The organism is Rhodanobacter sp. Root561, assembly GCF_001427365.1.
In the GTDB taxonomy this organism is placed as follows: domain Bacteria; phylum Pseudomonadota; class Gammaproteobacteria; order Xanthomonadales; family Rhodanobacteraceae; genus Rhodanobacter.
The window spans coordinates 466,481-488,200 of sequence record NZ_LMGH01000001.1 but is presented as its reverse complement, the minus strand read 5'-3'; the positions used below and the strand labels follow the sequence as shown (position 1 = coordinate 488,200).

The following is a 21,720-nucleotide window of genomic DNA, read 5'->3' as shown; positions in this document are numbered from 1 at the left end:
CCTGCCATTGGTCCCGACTGTGGGCCCATGCTGCAAAAATACGCTGCCGCACGGATATCGGTCGCTTCGTGACGACCGACCACGGCGCCACGGGCCGGCCAGCTTGACGCGCGGGCGGCGGCCATCGCACGCTGCGGCATCCGTTCCGGAGGAGATGCCCCGTGACGCAGCGCCTCAGAATCATCGGCAACTACATTTCCCCTTACGTGCGCAAGGTGCTGGCCTGCCTCGAACTGAAGGGGCTGGAATACGAAGTCGATCCGATCGCACCGTTCGTCGGCAACGACGAATTCAGCCGGCTCAGCCCGCTGCGCCGCATCCCGGTACTGGTGGATGGCGACCTGGTGCTCAGCGACTCCAGCGTGATCTGCCAGTACCTGGAGGACCAGCACCCCACGCCCTCGCTCTACCCCCGCGACATCGCCGATCGCGCCCGCGCCCGCTGGCTGGAGGAGTACGCCGACACGCGGCTGGCCGACGGCCTGATCTGGCGGCTGTTCCACCAGCTGGCGATCAAGCGCCACATCTTCGGCGAAGCCCCGAACGAGGTCGTGGTACAGCACGCGCTCGAAGTGGAGATCCCCGCCGCGCTCGATTATCTGGAGCAGCAACTGCCCGACGACGGCTTCGTGTTCGGCGCACTGTCGATCGCCGACATCAGCCTCGCCAGCTTTTTCCGCACCGCCTCATTCGTGCGCTACGCGATCGATGCCGAACGCTGGCCGCTGATGGCCGCCCTGGTGGCGCAGGTACAGGCCCAGCCCGCGTTCCAGAAACTGGCCCGCTTCGAGGACTGCATGCTGCGCCTGCCGCTGGCCGAGCAGCGCGGCGCCCTGATCACCGCCGGCGCCCCGCTGACCAGCGACACGCTGGGCACCAGCGCGCCACGTCCCGGCCCGCCCCGCGCTTCCTGATGACTGGCTTCTCTGCGGCAGGGAGGCTCAGACCGGGATTCGCTCCTGATCAGCGCTGCTCCGCCGTCAACTCCACCAGCCAGTCGACGAACACGCGCAGGCGCGCGGGCATCTGCCGCTGCTGCGGATACAGGATGGTCATCGGCAACGGCGGCGGCGGATGTGCCGGCAGGATTTCGCGCAGGCGGCCGCTCTTCAATTCATCGCCGATGCGATAGCGCGGCATCTGCGCGATGCCCAGGCCGGCCTCGCAACAGCCGAGGTAGGCATCCACGCCGCTGACGCTGACGCAACCGGGCAAGGTCACTTCGCGCCGCTTGCGGCCCACCATGAATTCCAGTGGCTCGGCACGATGGGTGGTCGGCGACACCCAGTTCACCGCCAGGTGGCCATCGTGCAGCGCGGCCAGCGACTCGGGCTGACCGTGCCGGCGCACGTAGGCGGCGCTGGCCACGGTGACCTGCTGCAATACGCCCACGCGGCGGCCCACCATGCCCGAATCGCCCAGCTCGCCGATGCGCAGCACGCAATCGACGCCCTCGCGGACCAGGTCGACGAAGCGGTCGCCGGTGCCGATGTCGAGCTGGATCTGCGGGTAGCGCGCGAAGAAATCGCGCAGCGCGGGAATCACCAGCAGCCGCGCCAGCGTCGCCGGCAGGTCGACGCGCAGGCGGCCCTTCGGCTGCACCAGGGCCTCGCGGAAATCCGCCTCGACCTCGTCCATGTCGGCCAGCAGCCGCACGCAATGCCCGTAATAGGTCTCGCCATCGCGGGTACTGCGCACGCGCCGGGTGGTGCGCAACAGCAGTTGCGCGCCGAGCCGGGCCTCCAGCCGCTTGATCGCATGGGTGACGGTGGCGCGCGGCAGGTTCAGGTCGTCCGCCGCGGCGGTGAAACTGCCCAGTTCGACGATCCGCGTATACAACCGCATCGCTTCGAGTCGGTCCATGGCCATTGTTGCCGTTGATTGAATGGTGATGGCCATTATTGAGCATTTATCCGATGGGCGTCCGGGCGCACCATGCATCCACCTTCACCCCACGGAGCGACACCATGCAGACCCGCACGCTCGGCCGCCACGGCCCGCAAGTCTCCACCCTCGGCCTCGGCTGCATGGGCATGAGCGCGTTCTACGGCGCCCACGACGACGCCGAATCGATCGCCACCATCCACCACGCGCTGGATCGCGGCCTGAACCTGCTCGACACCGCCGACATGTACGGCCCGCACACCAACGAGGTGCTGGTCGGCAAGGCGATCAGGGGCCGCCGCGAGCAGGCCTTCATCGCCACCAAGTTCGGCATCGTGCGCGACCCGGACAACCCGCAGGCACGCGGCGTCAACGGCCGACCCGATTACGTGCACGCCGCCTGCGACGCCAGCCTCAAGCGCCTGGGCATCGACACCATCGACCTGTATTACCAGCACCGCGTCGACCCGAGCGTACCGATCGAGGAAACCGTGGGTGCGATGGCCGAACTGGTCACCGCCGGCAAGGTGCATTACCTCGGCCTCAGCGAAGCGTCCGGCGCCACGCTGGAACGCGCCTGCAAGGTGCATCCGATCGCGGCGCTGCAAAGCGAATTCTCGCTGTGGACGCGCGATCCGCAGGACAACGGCATGCTCGACGCCTGCCGCCGGCTCGGTGTCAGCCTGGTCGCCTACTCGCCGCTGGGCCGCGGCTTCCTCACTGGCGCGATCCGCTCGCCCGACGATTTCGACGCCGACGATTACCGCCGCACCAGCCCACGCTTCATCGGCGACAACTTCGCCCGCAACCTGCAGCTGGTCGAGCAGGTGAAGTCGCTCGCCGCGGACAAGGGCTGCTCACCGGCGCAGCTGGCACTGGCCTGGGTGCTGGCGCAGGGCGACGAGGTGCTGGCGATTCCCGGCACCCGCAAGCGCTCGCGGCTGGACGAAAACCTGGGCGCGCTCGACGTGCGGCTCACCGCCGCCGAACTCGCCGCCATCGACGCGATCTTCCCGTCCGATGCCGTCGCCGGCAACCGCTACGTCGACTCGATGATGCACATGGTCAACGTGTAGAGCCTGCCGCGTACTCGTGAACTCCCTCCCCTGCTCCGCAGGGGAGGGCCGGGGTGGGGTGCTTTTGACGTCGAAGTGCCTGAACGCAGAACGCAGAGCGCGAGCAGTTAAACTCCACCGCATGAGCACTCCCGAACATTCCCCGCTCGGCAAGGACACCGTCTACGCCGACCGTTACGATCCCGGCCTGCTGTTTCCGATCCCCCGCGCCGACAAGCGCGCCGAGATCGGCCTGGGCGAGGTGCTGCCGTTCCACGGCGTGGACATCTGGAACGCCTACGAGTTGTCGTGGCTCGACCTGCGCGGCAAGCCGCAGGTGGCGCTGGCCGAGTTCCACGTGCCGGCGGCCTCGCCCAACATCATCGAGTCGAAGTCGTTCAAGCTGTATCTCAACGGCTTCGCCCAGGAACGCATCGCCGATGCGGCCAGCCTCACCGACACCTTGCTGCACGACCTGTCCGCCGCGGCGGGAGCCGTGGTGAACGTGCGGCTGCATGCCGCCGGCGGCGCCAGCCTGCCGGTGAGCGTTCTGGACGGCCAATTGCTCGATGAGCAGGACATCGCCATCGACAGCTACGGACCGCCGGACGCGGACTTCCTGCAGGCCGACGCCACGGCGACGCCGGTGGCCGAAACCCTGGTCTCGCACCTGTTGCGCTCGAACTGCCCGGTCACCGGCCAGCCCGACTGGGGCAGCGTGCAGATCGCCTATCGCGGCGCGCCGATCGACCATGCGGGCCTGCTGCGCTATCTGGTCTCGTTCCGCACCCACAACGAGTTTCACGAGCAGTGCGTGGAGCGCATCTTCGTCGACCTCACGCAGCGCTGCGCACCCCGGCAGCTCAGCGTGTACGCGCGCTACACCCGCCGCGGCGGGCTGGACATCAACCCGTTCCGCAGCAGCACGCCGGCCACGCCGGGCAATCCGCGCACGGTGCGCCAGTAGCTGTCCGCGCGGGGCGTGGCCGCCGCGTGAAAGTTCAGCGGCCGCGGCAACTCCCGGTAATCGGCGCTTCAGATCCGTCGAGCTAGCCTCGCTGCGCTGGCCACACCCGCGACGGGTCGCCGCCACGTGATCGACAGCGGAGTTCCCATGAAAACCTGCATGACATCCTTCCCGCGTTCCGGTGCGCTTTGCAGCGTCGCCTTCGCCGGCGCCCTGCTGCTGAGCGCCTGCGGCAAGAGCGAGCCCCCTGCGCCCGCCCCCACGCCGGCGCCGGCTTCCACGGCACCGGTGGCGCAGGCGCCCGTTTCACCGGCGGCATCCAGCGCGCTGGCGCCAGCCACCGCCGCCAGCATCGCGGTTGCCGCCTCCACCTTGCCGCCGCCCACGCCGTTCAGCGTGGCCAAGCTCACCCTGGGCAGCGCGGTGAACGCCGACCACCAGGTCACCCGCCCCGGCGACAGTTTTGCCAGCAACGACAAGGCGATCTACGCCAGCGTCGCCACCGAAGGCCGCACCGGCGGCGCCACGCTCAACGCGAAGTGGAGCTACCTGGAAGGCCAGGGCCAGCTGGTCAGCAACATCAGCCAGTCGATCGCCACCGATGGCCCGGCGATCACCACGTTCAAGGTGCAGAACCCCGACCTGTGGCCGGCCGGCAAGTACCAGGTCGAGATCTCGCTAGACGGCAAGCCGGTGACGAAGCAGCAGTTCCAGATCGCCGCCCGCTGAAGATCCGGGCCGGAACGAGGGGCGAGAGTTGTTCTCTCTCCCCTCAGTCCTCTCACTTGCTGTTGTCCATCCCGTCCAGCGCCTTGCGCCCGATCGCCGGGTCGTCGGTGAAGAACGCATCGATGCCGGTGGCGAGATAGGTGCGGATCTCGGCGATCGAACCGGCCTCGTTGAAGTTGCGCGGATCGATGCCCTGCCACCGGTCGAGCGGCAGGAAATAGTTCTCGGGGCGGAACGTGTACGGATGCACCTCGAGGCCGGCGGCGTGCGCGTCGTGCACCAGCGCGGTGGGCTCGCCCAGCAGGTGGTCGAATTTCAGCGGGATGATCGCGCGGATGCTGGGGCCGATCGCGTTCGCGTAGGTGGCGATGGTGCGCAGCCCGGCCGGCGTCATCATCTGCCCGTAGTCGAGCTTGCCGCCCGCGGCGGCCACGTCGTACGGCTGCTCGTCGGCATCGCCCAGCAATTGCAGCAACCGGACGTTGCCGTGCGTGCCGTCGGCCAGCTTGCCGTGCAGGTACTGCAGGTTGCCGATCTCGAATGACTGGATCTCCACCGGCGCCGTGCGCGTATAGGCGTGTGCGGCCAGCGTGGCCAGCAGCTTGTCTTCCATCGGCAGACCGATGCCGCGAAAGTAAGTGCCGTGCTTGATCTCCGGGATGATTCCGATCACGCGCCCGCGCGCTGCCGATTCGGCCGCCACGAACGCGATGATCTCGTCCAGCGTGGCGATCGGGAACTGGCCGTCATACTGCGTGCTGCGCAGCTTGGGCAGCCGCTCACGCGCCCGCAGCCTCTTCAGCTCGGCCAGGGTGAAGTCCTCGCTGAACCAGCCGTCGACCGCCGGGCCGTCGATGGTCTTGCGCGTCTTGCGGGCGGCGAATTCCGGATGGCTGGCCACGTCGGTGGTGCTGCCGATCTCGTTCTCGTGGCGCGCCACCATCACGCCGTCCTTCGTCATCACCAGGTCCGGTTCGACGTAGTCGGCGCCGTCGACGATGGCCTTTTCATACGAGGCCAGCGTGTGTTCGGGACGCAGGGCGCTGGCGCCGCGGTGGCCGATCACCAGCACTTTTTCGGCCAGCGGCTTCTCGGCGGCGGTGGCGACGACGGGCATGAACACTCCACAGAAAACGGCGATGGCGAAGCATAGGCGATGCATGGTGGCTCCGCTCAGTGTCCGCCGCCCGCATAGGGCAGCCCGACCACGTCGTGCAGGAAGTCGCGGCTGCGCCGGTGCACCGACTCGACCGATTTCGAATACACCGACGAGGCGATCACGTGCGCGTCGGCATCGGGGAAGTCCTGCTTGCGTCGATACTTCGCCGCGGTGCCCAGCTGGTCGAACATGCCCAGGATCGCCGGCACCGACACCGTGGGGTCCTGGTTCTTCTCGTCGCGGTAGTAGTAGCCCACGAACGCCGGCGCATGGATCTTCGCGAACATGCGGGGGTTGAGCACGCTGCGGCTGAGCACCGCCACGCTGCGATAGCCGTCCATGTGGATCGCCTTCGACCAGTACGCCGAATCACCCGTCTGCGGCACCACCTCGTCGCCGTGGTTGTAGGCATAACGCAGAAAGGTGCCGCCCCATGGCCAGAACATCGGCGCCAGCCGGTCGTCGCGTTCGCGCACCAGTGGCGACCACAGCACCAGCGCGTCCACCGCCTGCGGCTGTTGCGCGGCCAGTTGCATCGCCAGCGCACCGCCCATCGAGGTGCCGATCACGATGACCCGGTCACCCAGTGCGTGACCGATCGCCAGCGCCCGCGCCGCGCCGTCGACCAGTTGCTGCGCATCCAGCCCGCGCATCGCGTCCGCCGCGGCCAGGCCGTGGCCGGGCAGCCGGCTGAGGTAGAGGTTGCAGCCGAAATCGCGGGCCAGTTCGCGATGCACCGGCGCGCCCTCGCCCTGGCTGGCGCCGAAGCCGTGCAGGTAGACGATGGCGCAGGCGGTGCGCGCCGGATGCTGCGGATCGGCCCAGACGATGCGCGCCTGGTTGTCCGGGCGGATGCCCGGCTGGGCGGCCTCGTGGGCGTCCACCCAGGCCTGCAGCCGCTGCGGTGCATCGGGCACTGGCGGCAGCGTCACCGTCAGCTCGCGCTTCCTTGCGCGAGGCCCGAGCGCCGCGACGGCGCCCAGCGCGAGCACCACCGCCAGCACGATGCGACGCTTGCGCATCGGCTAGAACTTGCCGCTGATGCCGATGCCGAAGGTCCGCGGCGCGCCGGGGATGTAGGTGGCCAGGTTGAAGTTCTCGCCCACGTTGCCGGCATCCACCAGGTACTTCTTGCCGAGCAGGTTGGCGCCCCACACCGAAAGATCCCAGCGTCCCTTGTCGAAGGTGACCCCCGCGCGCAGGTTCAGCAGGCCATACGCCGGCTGCACATAGGCGGGATTGTTGTTGTCCTCGAAATAGATCTTCGAGCGCCACGTGTAGCTGGGCCGCACGTACAGGTTGCGACCTTCCGCCAGCGGCTGGTTCCACTGCACGCCGATCGCCACGGTGTGGTCCGGCGCCAGCCGCAGGTGGTTGCCGGCGTAGCCCTGCTGGCGACCCTGGTTGTCCTTGTCGGCGAAACGCGCGTGCAGATAGCTGTAGTTGAAGAAGCCGCTGAAGCGATCGCTGAATGCCTGCTGCAACGAGGCCTCGAAGCCCGGCACGCTGGCGCGGCCGGCGTTGAGCGTCAGCAGCCGGCCGCCCTGGAACGCGGTGCTCTGGAAGTTGTTGTAGTCGTAATAGAACGCGGAAAGGTCGTAGGCAAAACGGCCACCGTCGCCTTCGCCCTTCAGGCCCACTTCGTAGCTCAGGATGGTCTCGGCCGGCAGCACCACCTTGTCGTAGCCGGTGCCCGCCTCGTTGACGTTGAAGGCCAGCACGTTGGGCCGCCGCCCGCGCGACACGCTGAGGTAGCTGTTGGTGTCCTCATTGATGTGGAAGCTGCCGATCAGGCGGCCGACCACCGAGGTGCTGTCGTGTTCGTTGTGCAGCCGGCCGTTGGTCGGCACAAACAGGTTGTTCGGTCCGGTGACGCCGTTGAAGCCCGCGCCGAACAGCGCCAGCGTGGTGCCGATGCCAGACGCGGGCGAGGCGTTGGTGACCTGGTAGGCGCCGGCCTGCTCCTCGCGGCTCACCCGCAGGCCGCCGGTGATGTCGAAGCGGTCATTGATGCGCCAGGTGCCGTCGGCGAACGCCTCGTACGAGCGCGTGCGGCCGTAGTTGGTATACGCCTCCTGCTCGTTGGTGTTCAGCGGCACGCCGAGCAGCGGGATCGCGCTATAGGGCTGGTTCGGCTGGTAGTTGGCGTCGAGCAGCGGCGGCGCCGGGCCCAGCAGGGCGATCAGCTGGCGGGTGGAGTCGGACAGCCCGTCGAGCGTCGGCGCCAGCGCCAGCAGCTGCAGCAGCAGGCTGCGTTCGTCGGTGCTGAACGGCACCGCCTCGCTGCCGTTCTCGTAGAAATAGTTGGCGCCGAAGAAGCCGGTGAAGCTGCCGCCGGCGTCGTAGTTCAGGCGCAGCTCCTGGCTCAGCTGGTGGCTCTTCGAATGCTCGGCGAAGTTCAGCATGTTGACCTGCGAACCGTCGGCGTCGAACTTCTCCAGCGAATTGAACTTGCGCAGGCCGGTGGTGCTGGACAGCCGCCAGCTGTCGCTCAGCGCGAAGTCGCCGATCGCGGTGAGCCCGTAGACCTTGCGGCGCAGCCCCAGCTGGTCGCCGTGATCGAGATCGGCCGCGCCGTAGACGTCGGTCGAGCCGTAGCGGTTCGGCACGATGCCACTGTGGAAGTCGGTGCCCGGCGGGGTGTCGCGCTGGTAGTTCGCGATCAGGTCGATGCCGCTGCCGCTGCCCACATTGAAATGCAGGCTGGCGCGGATCGCCTTGGTGTCCTCGCCGCTGAGCCGGCCGCCGCTGAGGTTCTCGACGTAGCCGTCGTGGTAGGCGTTGTGCACCGCCACCCGGGCGAAGACGTTGTCGGAGATCGGCGTGTTGATCCAGCCGGTGAGCTTGCGGCTGGAGAAGTTGCCGAACTCGCTCTGGAAGCCGCCCGAGTTGCCGGCCTGCGCCTTGTTCTGGATCAGCGAGATCGCCCCGCTCTCGGCGCCGCGGCCGAACAGCGTGCCCTGCGGCCCGCGCAGCACCTCGACGCGGTCCATGTCGAACAGCGACACCATCGAGCCGCGCGAACGGCTGATGTCCACGCCATCCTGGAAGATCGACACGCGGCTGGCCGCCGTCGCCGCGCCATCGTCGGTGGTGATGCCGCGCACCGCGATGCCGGGGTTGTTCGGGCTCTGCACCTGCACCTGCACGCCGGGCACGTAGCGGCTGAGCGTCTCCACGTCGCTGATGCCGAAGCGCCGCATGAAGTCGTCGGAGTACGCCGAGATCGAGATCGGCACGTCGACCACCTGCTGCTCGCGCTTCTGCGCGGTCACGGTGACCCGGTTGAGGTTGATCGCGTTGGCCACCGACGGCGCACTGTCCGCCGGCACCGGCGCGTCGCCCGCCTGTTGCGCCTGCACCGCCATGGGCGCCAGCCCCAGCAGCAGGCAGCGGATCGACCAGGACAACCAGTTGCGAGGTGACGCCAGGGCGTCAGCACGCGGATTCGGATTCGACATGATTTCCCCAGGAAATGCGCGAGCCGCCAGCGAAGGCGGCGTTTCATTATTGTCGTCCGTGCATGACAGGCACATGTCCCGCTGACCGGGCCCGCCCCACCTGTCGCCACGTCCGTCCCCCCGGGGTCGATGATTGCAGCCCCGTTGCCACGCAAGCTACTACGGACGAGGCGCGACAGGCTTGCTGCGTTGCGGCAGCGGCGTGCCGTTCGCGCTGGCGACGCTGGCCGGGAAATCGTGGCACCCGCGAGCGCTGCCGTGACTGCCTCGTGATCACCCGGGCCGCGCCGCTTGACGGTACATCCACCACGCGCCTGCGATGGTCTGCCTGCACCGCCTCACCGCGGTGGCCGCGGCCCCCATCGGGGGCGCGCACACCAAGGAGCATCACATGTCCCTGTCACTGCTGATTGTCATCGTCCTCGTGTTGCTGCTGATCGGCGCGCTGCCGACCTGGGGCTACAGCCGTTCCTGGGGTTACCGTCCGGTGGGCGGGCTGGGCCTGCTCGTCGTGATCGTGCTGGTGCTCTGGTTGCTCGGGGTGTTCTGACCGCGGACTCGGCCGCGCGCGTCAGGCGATGCGCGCGGCCAGTCCGCTGGCACGACGCACCGGCGTGGCCAGCGCGGTGTCGCAGGCCGCGTCGGCAGCCCACAACTCGACGCCCTGCCGGGCCCGCGACATGCCGGTGTACAGCAGCTGCCGCGACAGGATGCGATGCTGCGGGTCCGGCGGCAGCAGCACGGCGACGTGGTCGTATTCGGAACCCTGGCTCTTGTGGATGGTCACCGCGAATGCCCCCTGATGTTCGGGCAGGCCGGCCGGCGAAAAAGCGACGGCGCGGCGACCGGCGTGATGGGCCGCACCGGTGGCCAGCGTCTCGCCATCGATCGCGGCGGCGCCCTGCACGGTCACTTCGAACCAGATCGCCAGGTTGCCGTTTTCGTCGCGCAGGCACAGGCCCACGTCACCGTTGAACAGGCCGGCGGTGTAGTCGTTGCGGGTGATCATCACCGCGCGGCCGGGATACCACTCGTCATCCGGCGCCACGCCCAGGCGACTCTTCAGCCTGCGCTCGATGATCGCGTTGGCCGTCGCGGCGCCGAACTCGCCCTCGCGCAATGCGCACAGCAACTGGCGCTGGCGCAACGCATCCAGCGCCGCCAGCACGCCGCGCTGGTCGGCTTTTGCCACCACGTCGAGCGCGCCCGCCTCCTGCAGCGTCGCGGCCAGCGCCGTGCTCCAGCGCGCCAGCGCCCGGGCCAGATCCTGCGCGTCGGCCAGCGGGCGACGGAGCGCCTTGTCGCCGGCGGCGCGCCACGCGGCAGCGAACGCGTCCGCGTCGCCGCGACGGATTGCCTCGTTGATCGGCACCAGTGACTGGTCGGCGCGGAAGCTGTGGCTCAGGCGCACCAGGTCCGGCGCATGTTCGGCTTCCATCGCGCCGACCAGGTCGAGCAGCACCGAGCCGGTGCCGACCGAGGTGAGCTGGTCGGCGTCACCGACCAGGATCAGCGCAGCGTCCTCGCGCAGCGCGTCGAGCAGGTTGCGCAGCATGGCCAGGTCGACCATCGAGGCCTCGTCCACGATCACGATGTCGGCGGGCACCGGGTTGTCGGCGTGGTGGACGAAACCGCCATGCCGGCCACGACTGCCCAGCAACCGATGCAGGGTGCTGGCCTCGGCGCCCAGCGCGCCGTCGAGTTGCGCCTGCCAGTCGAAATCGCGGGCGGCATCCGCCTGGGCTCGCATCCGTGCGACGCCGTCGCGCAGGGACTCGGACAGGCGTTGCGCGGCCTTGCCGGTGGGCGCGCCGATGCGGATCGTGGGCGCCGCCCGCATCCGCGCGGTGCGTTCCCTGATCAGCATCATCAGCATGCGCAGCACGGTGGTGGTCTTGCCGGTGCCGGGGCCGCCGGTCAGCACGAACAGGCGCTTGCCCGGCACCTGGGCGACAGCCTGGCGCTGCGGCTGCACCCGCTCGTCGGAGTCGCCATGGAACAGCGCGTCGATCGCCGCCGGATCGACCTCGCCGGCCGGCAGCGGCGACGCGCGGCGCTGGCGCACATGCCGGGCGACGGCGGTTTCATGCAGGTAGTTGCGGCGCAGGTAGAAGTGCGGCGGATCGAGCACGAAGGGCGTGCCGCCAGCGTCGCCGTCGCCGGCCAGCGCCACCATCGGCTCGGCGCGCAACGCGGCGATGTCCTCGTCCGAGCAGGCCCGCATGCCGTGGCGCGCCGCCGCCTCGCCGTTCAGCAGCAACGCGCTGTCGCCATGCCCTTCCGCATGACTGGCCCAGCCGGCGATCCGCGCCAGCAACGGCGAGCCGCCGTGCGCCAGCACCCAGCGCGCCACCGTGGCGTCGAGCATGCGCCACGCGTCGGGCGGCGCGACGTCGCCGGCGAGGCGACGGAAGTGGTAACTGCGTGCGGGCGTGTTCATGCGACCTCCGCGCTGGCCGAGCCGGAGGCAAGCACCTCGCCGACCGCGTCGAGCAGCTCGGAAGAAAAGCGATGCCGCCAGATGCCCGCGTCGGGCGCCAGCCCCGCCGCGCGGATGAACAGGTAAACGCATTCGCCCAGCTGTTCTTCCCGGCGGTAATCCGCGCCGAGCCGCTGCCGCAAATAGCGATCCACCGCGACGGTGTAGAGCAGCGCCTGGAAGCGGTAGTGGCTGGCGTCCATCTGGGCGCGCAAGGCCTCGCCCGCGTAGTCGGCCAGGGTGTCGCCCAGGTAGTTGCCCTTGTAGTCGAGCACGTGATAACGCCCGTGGTGATGGAAGATCAGGTCGATCTTGCCGTTCATCAGGCCGCTCAGCACGCGCTGGCTGGCCGGCACCAGCTCGGCTTCGCCATGGGCGGCGCAGGCGGCGCGCAGGCGTGGCATCGACACGCGATCCAGCGCGAAGTGGAAGCCCATCTCGGCGCGCAGATCGGCCGCGGCAAGATCGGCCAGGCACAACGCGGGATACGCCGCGATGCCCAGCGGCGCGTCCAGCGCCTCCTGGATGCGGCTGACCAGCAGGTCGACCAGGGCGGACTGCTCGATGTCCTTGCGCCGCACGCCGGCGTCGCGCAGGCACTGGGCGATCAGCTCGCGTTGCGCCGACATCGGCGCGCCCACCTCGCGATGCTCGAACACCGCATGCACCGCGTTGCCGAAATCGGTGCCGCGCACCGCGGCCAGGGCGAGCAGGCCGTGATGGGCTTCCGCCGCCGCCATCGGGGAAGGCTGCTCGACCGCCGCCACGGCGTCGGCATCGGCCAGCTCGACGTTGCCCGCTGCATCCTCGTCGCCGGCGGCGGCGCCGGGATTCACCGCGTCGCGATGCTCGCCCTGGGTCAGCGTGGTGAAGCTGTGCTTCGCCTCCAGCGGGCCGGAGCGCGGCGGCGGCAGCGGGCGCGCGTGACGCTCAATGGCGGGCGCGACGGCGCCGCTGAAGTCGTGTCGCACCAGCGGATGCCAGCCGTCGATCCAGCGGATATTCGGCGTCTGCTCCCGCAGTTCGGCCGAATCCAGCGCGGGATCGATGCGTTCCAGCATCACGTCCAGCGCGCTGCGCTTCGTGCCGCTGGCGGGCGTCTTGCTGCTGGCGCTGGCCGGCCGCTGCGGCGGCAAGGCGAACAGGTGACAGGCGTGGATGGCGCGGGTCAGCGCCACGTACAGCACGCGGAAACGTTCGTCCTGCAGGTCCTGCGCCTCGCGCGCCCTGGCCGCGGCGGAGAATTCGGCCAGGCGTTGCCCGCTGCGCGGATCGTTGACCACGTACATGCCGTCACCCGGACGTTCGCCGTGATTCCACATCAGCGGCAGGAACACGATGGGAAACTCCAGGCCCTTGCTGGCGTGCAGCGTCATCAGGCGCACCCGGGCGCTGTCCGATTCGATGCGCAGCTGCGCCGCATCGGCGGCGTCGTTGTCGCTGGCCGCGCCATCCTCGCGGCACTGCTTCAGCCACGCCAGCAATTCCTCGATGCCGGTGAGCTGCTCGCTCTGCGCCTGCAGCAACTCGCCGAGGTGGCGCAGGTCGGTCAGCACCCGCTCGCCGGCCATGGTCTGCAGGTAACGCGCGGCCAGGCGGTCGATCAGCTGGCCGACCACGTGCAGGATGCCCCGTTCGGCCCGCTGCTGGCTCCAGTTGCGGAAGGTGTCCGCCACCGGTTGCCATTGCGCCACGTCGTCGCCCCAGCGCTGCAGCTCGCTGAAGCTGGCGCCCCACAGCCGCGTGGCCACCGCCGCCCGCAACGCGCCCAGTTCGGCGGGATGCGCGATCGCGTACAGCACGATCTGCAGCTCGCGGGCCACCTCGGTGTCGAACACGCTGCTGCGCGAGGAAGTCACGCAGGGCACGCCGCGTTCGCGCAGCGCATCGCGCAGGCTGATGATGTCGTTGCCGGTGGGCAGCAGCACGGCCAGGTCCGACGGCTGCACCGGTTCGCCGCCGATGCGATGCGCGCCCGACTGCAGCATGGCGGCGATCTGGTTCGCGCAGACCTCGAGTGCCTCGGCCCGACGCGCCGGCTGCGACGACGGCGGATCGCTGCGGTAGTGGATCACCAGCGGCGCGGTGCAGGGTTCGCCATCGATCGTGTACGGCTGGCCGGCGCGCCGTTCGGTCCCCTTCACCCTTTCGTAGGCGATGCGACTCTCGCCCGCGGCATCCAGCGCCGTGCCGCCCACCGCGTAGAACTGGTTGAAGGCCCTGACCAGGGCCGCGCTGGAACGATGGTTGGTGTCCAGCGTCAGCCGGCCCGTCGCGTCGACCGCCGAGGCAGCGCGCTGGTAGGCGTGGATGTCGCCGCCACGGAAGCGGTAGATCGCCTGTTTCGGATCGCCGATCATCACCAGCCGGCCGCGGGTGCCGCCGTCGCGCCCGCGGTAGATCGCATCGAGGATGCCGTACTGCTGGCCGTCGGTGTCCTGGAATTCGTCGACCAGGGCCACCGGCCACGCCTTGAACAGGGCATCGGCCAGCGGACGATCGCCGGCGCGCTCCGCTTCGCCGGCCAGCGCGTCGCCGACCGACTGGATCAGGCTGTCGAACGTCAGCTGGTGGCGCGCGGCGAGGCGCGAGCGCATTTCCGCGCGGGCCAGCGCGGCCAGCTCGTGCCAGAAGCCGGCGCGCAGGCTTTCGATGATTTCGGCGCAGCGCTCGGCGAACCGCGCCAGCGCGATCAGCTCGCCGTTGTCCTTGCTGCCCTTGAGCACGCCGGTCAGGGCGGTGGCTTCCTTCAGCCCCGCGCACGCCTTGGCGCCAGGCATGCGCGCGCGGTCGTCGAGGAAGTCGGCCAGCTCGCTCCAGTATCCCGGCAACAGCGAGCCCTTGCGGAAATGCGTGCCGTCGGCGACGACGGCGCGCAGCCGCGCTGCCCACGCCGGGTCCAGCGCGGCGTCGACTTCGGCCGCCGATGCCATCTTCACGCTGACGCCGGGCGCCAGGCAGACCTTCAGCCGCCGGGTGAGTCGTGCCAGGCTCAGCTCGTCGCCCGCCTGCGCGGCCAGCATCACCAGCGGGTCGTCGCCATCGGCCTGCTGCAGGCGCCGCCACAGGTCGGCGGCCACTTCGTCGAGCAGCGCTTCGCCGGGAACCATGTCGCCCATCACGAAGGCCACGCCGCAGGCGAACGGATGATCGGCCAGGATGCGCCGGCACAGGCTGTGCAGCGTGCTGACCGGCGCCACGTCCATCTCGGCCAGGGCCAGGCGCAGGCGCTGCAGATCGCGCACGCGCAGCTCGGCATCGTGCTGCCAGCGCGCGCGCAGCCATTGCCCGTCGCTGCCGGCGTCGTCGGTTTCGGCGAGGTCCTCGCTGGCACGCAGCACTGCCCACTGCAACTTGCCGCGCAGGCGTTCGCGCAGCTCCTGCGCGGCCGCGTCGGTGAACGTGGTCACCACGATCTGCCGCGGCGACAGCTGCCGCTCCAGCAGCAATCGCAGATACAGCACCGCGATGGTCCAGGTCTTGCCGGTGCCGGCGCTGGCCTCGATCAGGCTGCGCCCGCCCTCGGCGAGGTCGAGGCTGCGCCAGTCGATGACCGCCGCCGTGCTCATGCCGACACCTCGGTGCTGGCGTCGAAGCTGATGCAGCGATAAAGCGTCAGCGCAAATTCCGCCAGCGCGGCCATCTCCGCGCTGCCCTCGGCGAAGTCCACCTCACCGGCCAGCAGGTGGCTGTAGCCGGGTGCGTAATCGCGTTCGCCCACGCCGCCATGACCGGCGATCCAGCTCGAACCGATGTCGATCCGCGCCGGCTCGTTGGCGGCCTCGACGTCACCCGAACGACTGGTGCGCTTCTTCGGATAGATGCGTTCGCTGATCGCCGCCCACGCCGATTTCGGGAAGTACCAGCGCGGCGCCGACTGCGCCTCGAGCCACCAGCCCAGCAACCGTTGCAGGCGCCGTTCGAGTTCGCCGAGCAGCGCCGCGCGCCCGGCGCCATCGGCCGCCATGAAGCGTGCGTCCCAGTCGTTGATGCCGTCCTGCCAGGGGCGCTCGTCGCCGTCCAGCAGTGGACGCAGCCGCAGCGCGGGCAGCGTTCCACCCGCGCGGGCGCTGTGCAGGCGCAGCAGCGCCCAGTCGAGGAACATCGGCACGCGCTCGCGGAAACCCAGCTCCGCTTCCTTCTTCAGCCGGTCGCCGCTGCCGCCGAACACGCGCAGCAATTGCCAGCATTCGCCGTCGTCAATGCTGCCGCGATGGACGTGGGTGACCTGGCCGGTCACGCGGTAGCCGCCGATCAACACATCGATGCCGCAACTGCCACCGGCCGGCGCCGCGTGTTCGAAACCGGGCAGCTTCGCGGCTTCCTGCAGCAACAGGCCGACCACGGCGCTTTCCTGTTGCCAGGCCTGCTGGCCGGCCCGGCCTGGCGGCATCACGCCACCCAGGCGCAGCCAGTCCGGCGCGGTGGCCGGTGGCCACGTCGCATGCGGCCAGCCTGGCAGCGCGTCGTTGAAGAACAGCTTCCTGGCCACCGTGTCGAGCGCGGCGAACCTCGCCTCGATCGGTTCGTCCTGCGGCAGGCGATCGTCGGCGAGCGCGTCCAGGCTGACCTGCATGCGGTGTTCCAGCAGCTGCCTGGCGGGATCGCGATAGTAAGCATGCAGTTCGCGCAGGGCGATCGTCGCGCCGGGATCGATTCCCGCGGTACCGCCGTGGTCGAGGAACGGCGCGACATCGGCCTGGTCGCCGCGGCCATGCATGCCGGCGAACAGCGCGTTGTAGGAGAACAGCCGTCCATCGCCGGCGTCGAAGTAGCGGCTGTCGAACGGCTGCAGCGGATGCCGCAGCAGCCACGGCCGGTCGGCCTCGTCGTCGTCGGGACGCAGCCCCGCGGCCGCATCCAGCACGGCCAGCAGTTCGGCCAGCGGCGGCGCCGGATTGCGTGGCTTGCCGTCCTTCACTCCTTCGCCGATGTAGCTCAGGTGCAGGCGTTCGCGCGCCGACATCAGGGTTTCCAGGAACAGGTAGCGATCGTCGCTGCGCACGTCGCGGTCACCCAGGCGGCGATAGCGCGCCATCAGGTCCAGCCCCGCGTCGCTGCCCGAACGGGGGAAGTCGCCGTCGTTGAGGCCGAGTACCGCGACGACCTTGAACGGGATCGCGCGCTGCGGAACCATGCCGCAGAAGGTGACGCCTCCCATCAGGAAACGCTGCTGCTCGGGCACGGCGGACAGCCGCTCGACCAGCAGGTCACGCACCACGCTGAAGTGCAGCAGCGGGTCTTCGTCGGCGGCCGTCGGCTCGCTGGTGATGGTGCGGATGAAACCGAGCACCATCGCCTGCGCATCGCGGGCCGCCCGATCCATCGGATCGATGCGGAACAGCGCCTCGAAGCGGCGCTCCAGTTCGCTCGCCCAACTGCTGGCGCGGCGCGTTTCGGCGGACAGGTCGCACAGCGTCTGCACTTCCTGCAGCAGATGATCGAGCGCGCCCAGGTAACCCGCAGCCGGGCCGTGGATGCCGGTGAGCGGCGCCAGCTCGGTGCCGTCGGGCAGATGCACCGACGGCTGCCGCTCGGCCTCGGCAGCGTCGGCCATCAGGTAGCCGGCCAGCATGCGATCCATCGCCCAGCCGAAGGTGTGCTCGGCGATCGGCGGCACGCCGAAGCGCGCGCGAAACGCGGGATCGAGCGCCCACGCCACCCGGCTGGCCTTCAGCCATTCGGCCAGCTCGTCCACGCCGGCTGCGTCCAGGCCCAGCCGTCGGCAGATTTCCGGCACCGCCAGCAGGTCCACCACCTCGGGCGCGGTGACCCGCGTGCCGGGCAGGTCCAGCAGTTTGCGGAACGCGCCGAACAGCGAATGACTGCGCGACACCGCCACGTCCGCCAGCTGGTACGGCAACAGCCCGCCGGCATGGCCGGCCACGCCGAACACCGCGGGAATCAGCGGCACGTACGCCTGGATGTCCGGCGCCATCACCACGATGTCGGCGGGACGGATCGGCTGGCCGTCGGCATCGCTACCGGCAATCGCATCCAGCAGCTGGTCACGCAGCACCTCCAGCTCGCGCAGGCGGGTGTGGCAGCTGTGCACGCGCAGCGAGGCGTCGGCGCGCGCGGCGCGATCGATCGGCGTGTCGAGCCGCACGTTCATCAGCGACGGATCGAGCGCGCGGATGCCCTGCTGCACGCGCTGCAGACGATTCATCCCGTGCAGCGCCTGCTCATCCTCGCGATGGCGCACGTCGGACAACACATCGCCCTCGCCCGCGGCCAGCTCCATGATGAAGTGCTGGCCCATGCGCCCCCAGCTGGCCAGCAGCGGATGCGCCTGGTCCGCCCAGTAGTCGTTGCCTTCGGCCGCGTCCAGCCGCGCCTGTTCCTCGGCGCCCTGCAGCCGCAGCGCGGGCAGCGTGCGGCCGAGCCCGCCCCAGTATTCGCGGCAGGGATCGGGCACATACAACGCGACCAGCCGATGCCGCGCCACCGCGCGCAACACCGCCAGCTCGGAGGGCGCCAGGTGGCTGACGCCGAACACGTGCAGCGCCTCGCCGTCGGCCTCGACGCGACCAAGCTGCTCGATCAGGTCACCGACCACGTCACCGCGATGGGCGCCCAGCCGGTCATGCAGATGCTTCCACAGCGGCGCCAGCAGGCGCTGCTCGGTGGACGCCAGCACCGGCTCGGCGGCGTTTCCGGTCACCAGGCTGAAGTGGCCGCGCTCCCAGCCGCGCAACCAGTCCGGGCGATACACCAGGTATTGCGAGTAGATCCGCGCCAGCCGGTCGGCCAACTGGAAGCGACGGCGCGCCTGATCCGCCACGCCGCCCGACGGATGCGTGCCGTCGGCGCGCAGGTAGCTGGTGATCCGCGCATCGCTGATGCCCAGCGCCGCCACGTCGCCACCCAGCACTTCATGGATGCTCCAGCGCAGGTGCTGGCGCTGGTAGCGCGGCAACGACACCGCACGCTGGCCCAGCTGCTGCCGCGCCAGTCGATCGATCCACGGACTGGGCAGCAGGATGTCGAGATTCGCGGCGATCCCGCCCGCGCCGTACTTGCGCGCCAGCGCCCCGTTCAACCAGTGCCGCATGCCCGGATGCGCCGCGATGATGGTCTGCGGCGCCAGCACGTTGTCCGGCTGGGTGACCGCCAGCAACTGCACCAGCGGATCGAGCAGCTTCTCCAGCCGACTCGCCCGATAGATCAGCAGCCCGGTGGTTTGCCGCTCCCCCTCCACCTCGCGAATTTCGCCACCTGCTGCCGTCACTGCCGTCACTACCTCGACTCCTGGAGTTCACCGGATGACCAGATCCATCTCACTGATCATCACTAGCACCGATCGGTATTGCAATGGGACAAATAAGTTGGCCAGCGCATCCCTCCCGTACATCCAGTTGGCTCGCCACCCATTGACTGCCGACCTGCTAGACGCCGAACTCGGTGTTTCAATCCACGCGCCCACGTGGGGCGCGACCCGCCGGCAAGCGCGAGGTCACGCTGCGCTGGGAGGTTTCAATCCACGCGCCCACGTGGGGCGCGACCGCTGGCTAGCATCCTCCTGCGAGGACTTCGACAAGTTTCAATCCACGCGCCCACGTGGGGCGCGACCGGCGGCTTTGTTCATGGTCTCTCTCCGGTGGATGTTTCAATCCACGCGCCCACGTGGGGCGCGACCCGGCGACAATGCCACGCCACGATCGCGCGTGTAGTTTCAATCCACGCGCCCACGTGGGGCGCGACCCCACGATGACGGGCAAGTGCGGGTGAGTTTAGGGGTTTCAATCCACGCGCCCACGTGGGGCGCGACCCACGGCCGGCACTGGCACCGCGACGATCAGCCTGGTTTCAATCCACGCGCCCACGTGGGGCGCGACAGGGCGGCGGCTGCCTGCCCTTCGAGCCCGAGCTGGGTTTCAATCCACGCGCCCACGTGGGGCGCGACAATCCGTCGATTTCCAGATTGCCAACACTCGTCCCGTTTCAATCCACGCGCCCACGTGGGGCGCGACCGGTTGGCTGCCATGATTTCGGGTAGGGTCATGTCGTTTCAATCCACGCGCCCACGTGGGGCGCGACCTGGCGGTCCAGCAGCAGATCGATCACACGCGTCACGTTTCAATCCACGCGCCCACGTGGGGCGCGACTTTCCACGATTCGCGAGCCTGGACGGATTCGGTCAAGTTTCAATCCACGCGCCCACGTGGGGCGCGACCAGTGATCAGTTCGGCTGGTACACCCTTGGCGTTGTTTCAATCCACGCGCCCACGTGGGGCGCGACCCGCAGCTATCACCTGTGGGCTGCCTACGCGCCGGTTTCAATCCACGCGCCCACGTGGGGCGCGACCGCCTGCCAGGACCTGCACCAGCAGCGGTGGGAGGTTTCAATCCACGCGCCCACGTGGGGCGCGACGCCGAAATCAAAGCCGGCAACTTCCCGGCGCCGGTGTTTCAATCCACGCGCCCACGTGGGGCGCGACCCATGCGGACCACCTCGGGCGGGTACGTGAGGGAGTTTCAATCCACGCGCCCACGTGGGGCGCGACTCCCTATTATGCTGCTTGGGTTAGGGCATTTAGATGTTTCAATCCACGCGCCCACGTGGGGCGCGACGCGTGCAGGGCATCCTGCCTGACTGGCATCAGGCCGTTTCAATCCACGCGCCCACGTGGGGCGCGACCACCGGTTCCCGCACCAGCTGGCGTATCGTTGCCTGTTTCAATCCACGCGCCCACGTGGGGCGCGACGCGGGCGTGGACTACGCCACGTTCGACTTCGCGGTGTTTCAATCCACGCGCCCACGTGGGGCGCGACCCGTATGCCGACGATCGCAACAACACCCAGTTGGTGTTTCAATCCACGCGCCCACGTGGGGCGCGACCACCACCATCCATTGGCATGTTCCAGGCAAGGCGGTTTCAATCCACGCGCCCACGTGGGGCGCGACGGCCGGCGCGGTCCTCGTCGGTCACCTCGTCAGCGTTTCAATCCACGCGCCCACGTGGGGCGCGACGATTAGGCGCGTCACGGCCGTACAGCTCGAGCACGGTTTCAATCCACGCGCCCACGTGGGGCGCGACCGTGGGCGCGCTGGCCGGCAGGGTGGGTTTCTTGCCGTTTCAATCCACGCGCCCACGTGGGGCGCGACAGACCCTGTGGTCGAGCAAGATCAACAACTACACGTTTCAATCCACGCGCCCACGTGGGGCGCGACCGGCCGCGCCGGCTACCTGCTCGACAAGTGGGAGTTTCAATCCACGCGCCCACGTGGGGCGCGACCCGGGACGCATGGACGGCGGCGCGCTTGAGTACGTGTTTCAATCCACGCGCCCACGTGGGGCGCGACGACCTTCTGGCTCACGGCACCTTGGTGATGCACGGTTTCAATCCACGCGCCCACGTGGGGCGCGACACCAGCGTTATTGTCCGTTCCGGCTCATATATGCAGTTTCAATCCACGCGCCCACGTGGGGCGCGACTCGTCGTCCCGATGGATCGCTGACCCTCGCGGAAGTTTCAATCCACGCGCCCACGTGGGGCGCGACCCCATTTTCTGCCATCCTGATCCTCGCCATTGCTACCGTTTCAATCCACGCGCCCACGTGGGGCGCGACGAGGCCGTATTGCTGGCGATCCGCTACGGCAAGAGTTTCAATCCACGCGCCCACGTGGGGCGCGACGCCGCGCGTCGAACTGCGCCTTTGTTCGCGCGGGTGTTTCAATCCACGCGCCCACGTGGGGCGCGACCCGGGGAAGTCGGCCAGCTCGATCGGCACGGCGTAGTTTCAATCCACGCGCCCACGTGGGGCGCGACGTTCATACCAGCCCAGCTCCGCCGGCGCGTAGTCGTTTCAATCCACGCGCCCACGTGGGGCGCGACGGCATCTATCCGGTCACCCATGGGTCTATCGGGGCGTTTCAATCCACGCGCCCACGTGGGGCGCGACACAAGGAAATTCACGTCTATAGCGGACGCGTTTACCGTTTCAATCCACGCGCCCACGTGGGGCGCGACCATCCAAGTC

At 69.2% G+C, this 21,720-nt stretch carries 12 protein-coding genes and 1 CRISPR repeat array; of the genes, 5 read left to right on the top strand and 7 right to left on the bottom strand.

Annotation, left to right across the window (positions count from 1 at the left end):
- Window positions 1-161 precede the first annotated feature (161 nt).
- On the top strand, window positions 162-914 hold the full coding sequence (locus ASD55_RS02030) for a glutathione S-transferase family protein (RefSeq protein WP_056717426.1): 753 nt from the start codon (window positions 162-164) through the stop codon (window positions 912-914).
- 49 nt (window positions 915-963) lie between these two features.
- Here the strand turns inward: ASD55_RS02030 and ASD55_RS02025 are convergent, their stop codons facing one another.
- On the bottom strand, window positions 964-1,863 hold the full coding sequence (locus tag ASD55_RS02025) for a LysR family transcriptional regulator (RefSeq protein WP_056764423.1): 900 nt from the start codon (window positions 1,861-1,863) through the stop codon (window positions 964-966).
- Between the two features lie 104 nt (window positions 1,864-1,967).
- Between ASD55_RS02025 and ASD55_RS02020 the strand changes: the two genes are divergently transcribed.
- The 3 genes from ASD55_RS02020 (at window position 1,968) to ASD55_RS02010 (ending at window position 4,635) form a co-directional block, all read left to right on the top strand.
- On the top strand, window positions 1,968-2,960 hold the full coding sequence (locus ASD55_RS02020) for an aldo/keto reductase (protein WP_056763365.1): 993 nt from the start codon (window positions 1,968-1,970) through the stop codon (window positions 2,958-2,960).
- Window positions 2,961-3,081: 121 nt separating this feature from the next.
- Window positions 3,082-3,906 (top strand): NADPH-dependent 7-cyano-7-deazaguanine reductase QueF, encoded by an 825-nt coding sequence (gene queF / locus ASD55_RS02015; protein WP_056763363.1) that lies wholly within the window; start codon window positions 3,082-3,084, stop codon window positions 3,904-3,906.
- A 159-nt stretch (window positions 3,907-4,065) separates the two neighbouring features.
- Window positions 4,066-4,635 (top strand): hypothetical protein, encoded by a 570-nt coding sequence (locus tag ASD55_RS02010; RefSeq protein ID WP_056763362.1) that lies wholly within the window; start codon window positions 4,066-4,068, stop codon window positions 4,633-4,635.
- A gap of 52 nt (window positions 4,636-4,687) precedes the next feature.
- On the opposite strand, the gene ASD55_RS02005 is transcribed toward ASD55_RS02010, so the two are convergent.
- Genes ASD55_RS02005 through ASD55_RS01995 form a run of 3 tightly spaced genes read right to left on the bottom strand, consistent with a single transcriptional unit; the run spans window position 4,688 to window position 9,255 of the window.
- A complete protein-coding gene (locus tag ASD55_RS02005; protein ID WP_157598746.1) occupies window positions 4,688-5,752 on the bottom strand; it encodes a glycerophosphodiester phosphodiesterase in 1,065 nt (354 codons plus the stop codon).
- 56 nt (window positions 5,753-5,808) lie between these two features.
- Complete coding sequence (locus ASD55_RS02000) at window positions 5,809-6,816, bottom strand: alpha/beta hydrolase (RefSeq protein WP_056717421.1); 1,008 nt, start codon at window positions 6,814-6,816, stop codon at window positions 5,809-5,811.
- A gap of 3 nt (window positions 6,817-6,819) precedes the next feature.
- On the bottom strand, window positions 6,820-9,255 hold the full coding sequence (locus ASD55_RS01995) for a TonB-dependent receptor (protein WP_056763359.1): 2,436 nt from the start codon (window positions 9,253-9,255) through the stop codon (window positions 6,820-6,822).
- A gap of 397 nt (window positions 9,256-9,652) precedes the next feature.
- On the opposite strand from ASD55_RS01995, the gene ASD55_RS01990 reads away from it, so the two are divergent.
- Entirely contained in the window at window positions 9,653-9,805 is a 153-nt protein-coding gene (locus ASD55_RS01990) for a DUF3309 family protein (protein WP_200946065.1), read from the top strand.
- A 21-nt stretch (window positions 9,806-9,826) separates the two neighbouring features.
- On the opposite strand, the gene recD is transcribed toward ASD55_RS01990, so the two are convergent.
- From recD to recC, 3 genes are read right to left on the bottom strand one after another with little or no spacing between them, the layout of a single operon-like run.
- Entirely contained in the window at window positions 9,827-11,695 is a 1,869-nt protein-coding gene (recD, locus tag ASD55_RS01985) for an exodeoxyribonuclease V subunit alpha (protein WP_056763356.1), read from the bottom strand.
- Complete coding sequence (locus ASD55_RS01980; protein WP_056763354.1) at window positions 11,692-15,303, bottom strand: UvrD-helicase domain-containing protein; 3,612 nt, start codon at window positions 15,301-15,303, stop codon at window positions 11,692-11,694. Before ASD55_RS01980 ends, recD begins: the two co-directional genes overlap by 4 nt.
- A complete protein-coding gene (gene recC / locus ASD55_RS01975) occupies window positions 15,300-18,974 on the bottom strand; it encodes an exodeoxyribonuclease V subunit gamma (protein ID WP_082542617.1) in 3,675 nt (1,224 codons plus the stop codon). Before recC ends, ASD55_RS01980 begins: the two co-directional genes overlap by 4 nt.
- A 166-nt stretch (window positions 18,975-19,140) precedes the next feature.
- Window positions 19,141-21,710: a CRISPR direct-repeat array (repeat unit 32 nt; unit sequence GTTTCAATCCACGCGCCCACGTGGGGCGCGAC).
- Between the last annotated feature and the right edge of the window lie 10 nt (window positions 21,711-21,720).

Excerpts from the sequence above, each read along its gene's own strand:
- ASD55_RS02000 (WP_056717421.1), bottom strand. The coding sequence starts at position 6,816 with ATGCGCAAGCGTCGCATCGTGCTGGCGGTGGTGCTCGCGCTGGGCGCC.
- ASD55_RS01995 (WP_056763359.1), bottom strand. The coding sequence starts at position 9,255 with ATGTCGAATCCGAATCCGCGTGCTGACGCCCTGGCGTCACCTCGCAAC.
- ASD55_RS01980 (WP_056763354.1), bottom strand. The coding sequence starts at position 15,303 with ATGAGCACGGCGGCGGTCATCGACTGGCGCAGCCTCGACCTCGCCGAG.
- ASD55_RS02025 (WP_056764423.1), bottom strand. The coding sequence starts at position 1,863 with ATGGACCGACTCGAAGCGATGCGGTTGTATACGCGGATCGTCGAACTG.
- ASD55_RS02020 (WP_056763365.1), top strand. The coding sequence starts at position 1,968 with ATGCAGACCCGCACGCTCGGCCGCCACGGCCCGCAAGTCTCCACCCTC.
- recD (WP_056763356.1), bottom strand. The coding sequence starts at position 11,695 with ATGAACACGCCCGCACGCAGTTACCACTTCCGTCGCCTCGCCGGCGAC.
- queF (WP_056763363.1), top strand. The coding sequence starts at position 3,082 with ATGAGCACTCCCGAACATTCCCCGCTCGGCAAGGACACCGTCTACGCC.
- ASD55_RS02010 (WP_056763362.1), top strand. The coding sequence starts at position 4,066 with ATGACATCCTTCCCGCGTTCCGGTGCGCTTTGCAGCGTCGCCTTCGCC.
- ASD55_RS02005 (WP_157598746.1), bottom strand. The coding sequence starts at position 5,752 with ATGCCCGTCGTCGCCACCGCCGCCGAGAAGCCGCTGGCCGAAAAAGTG.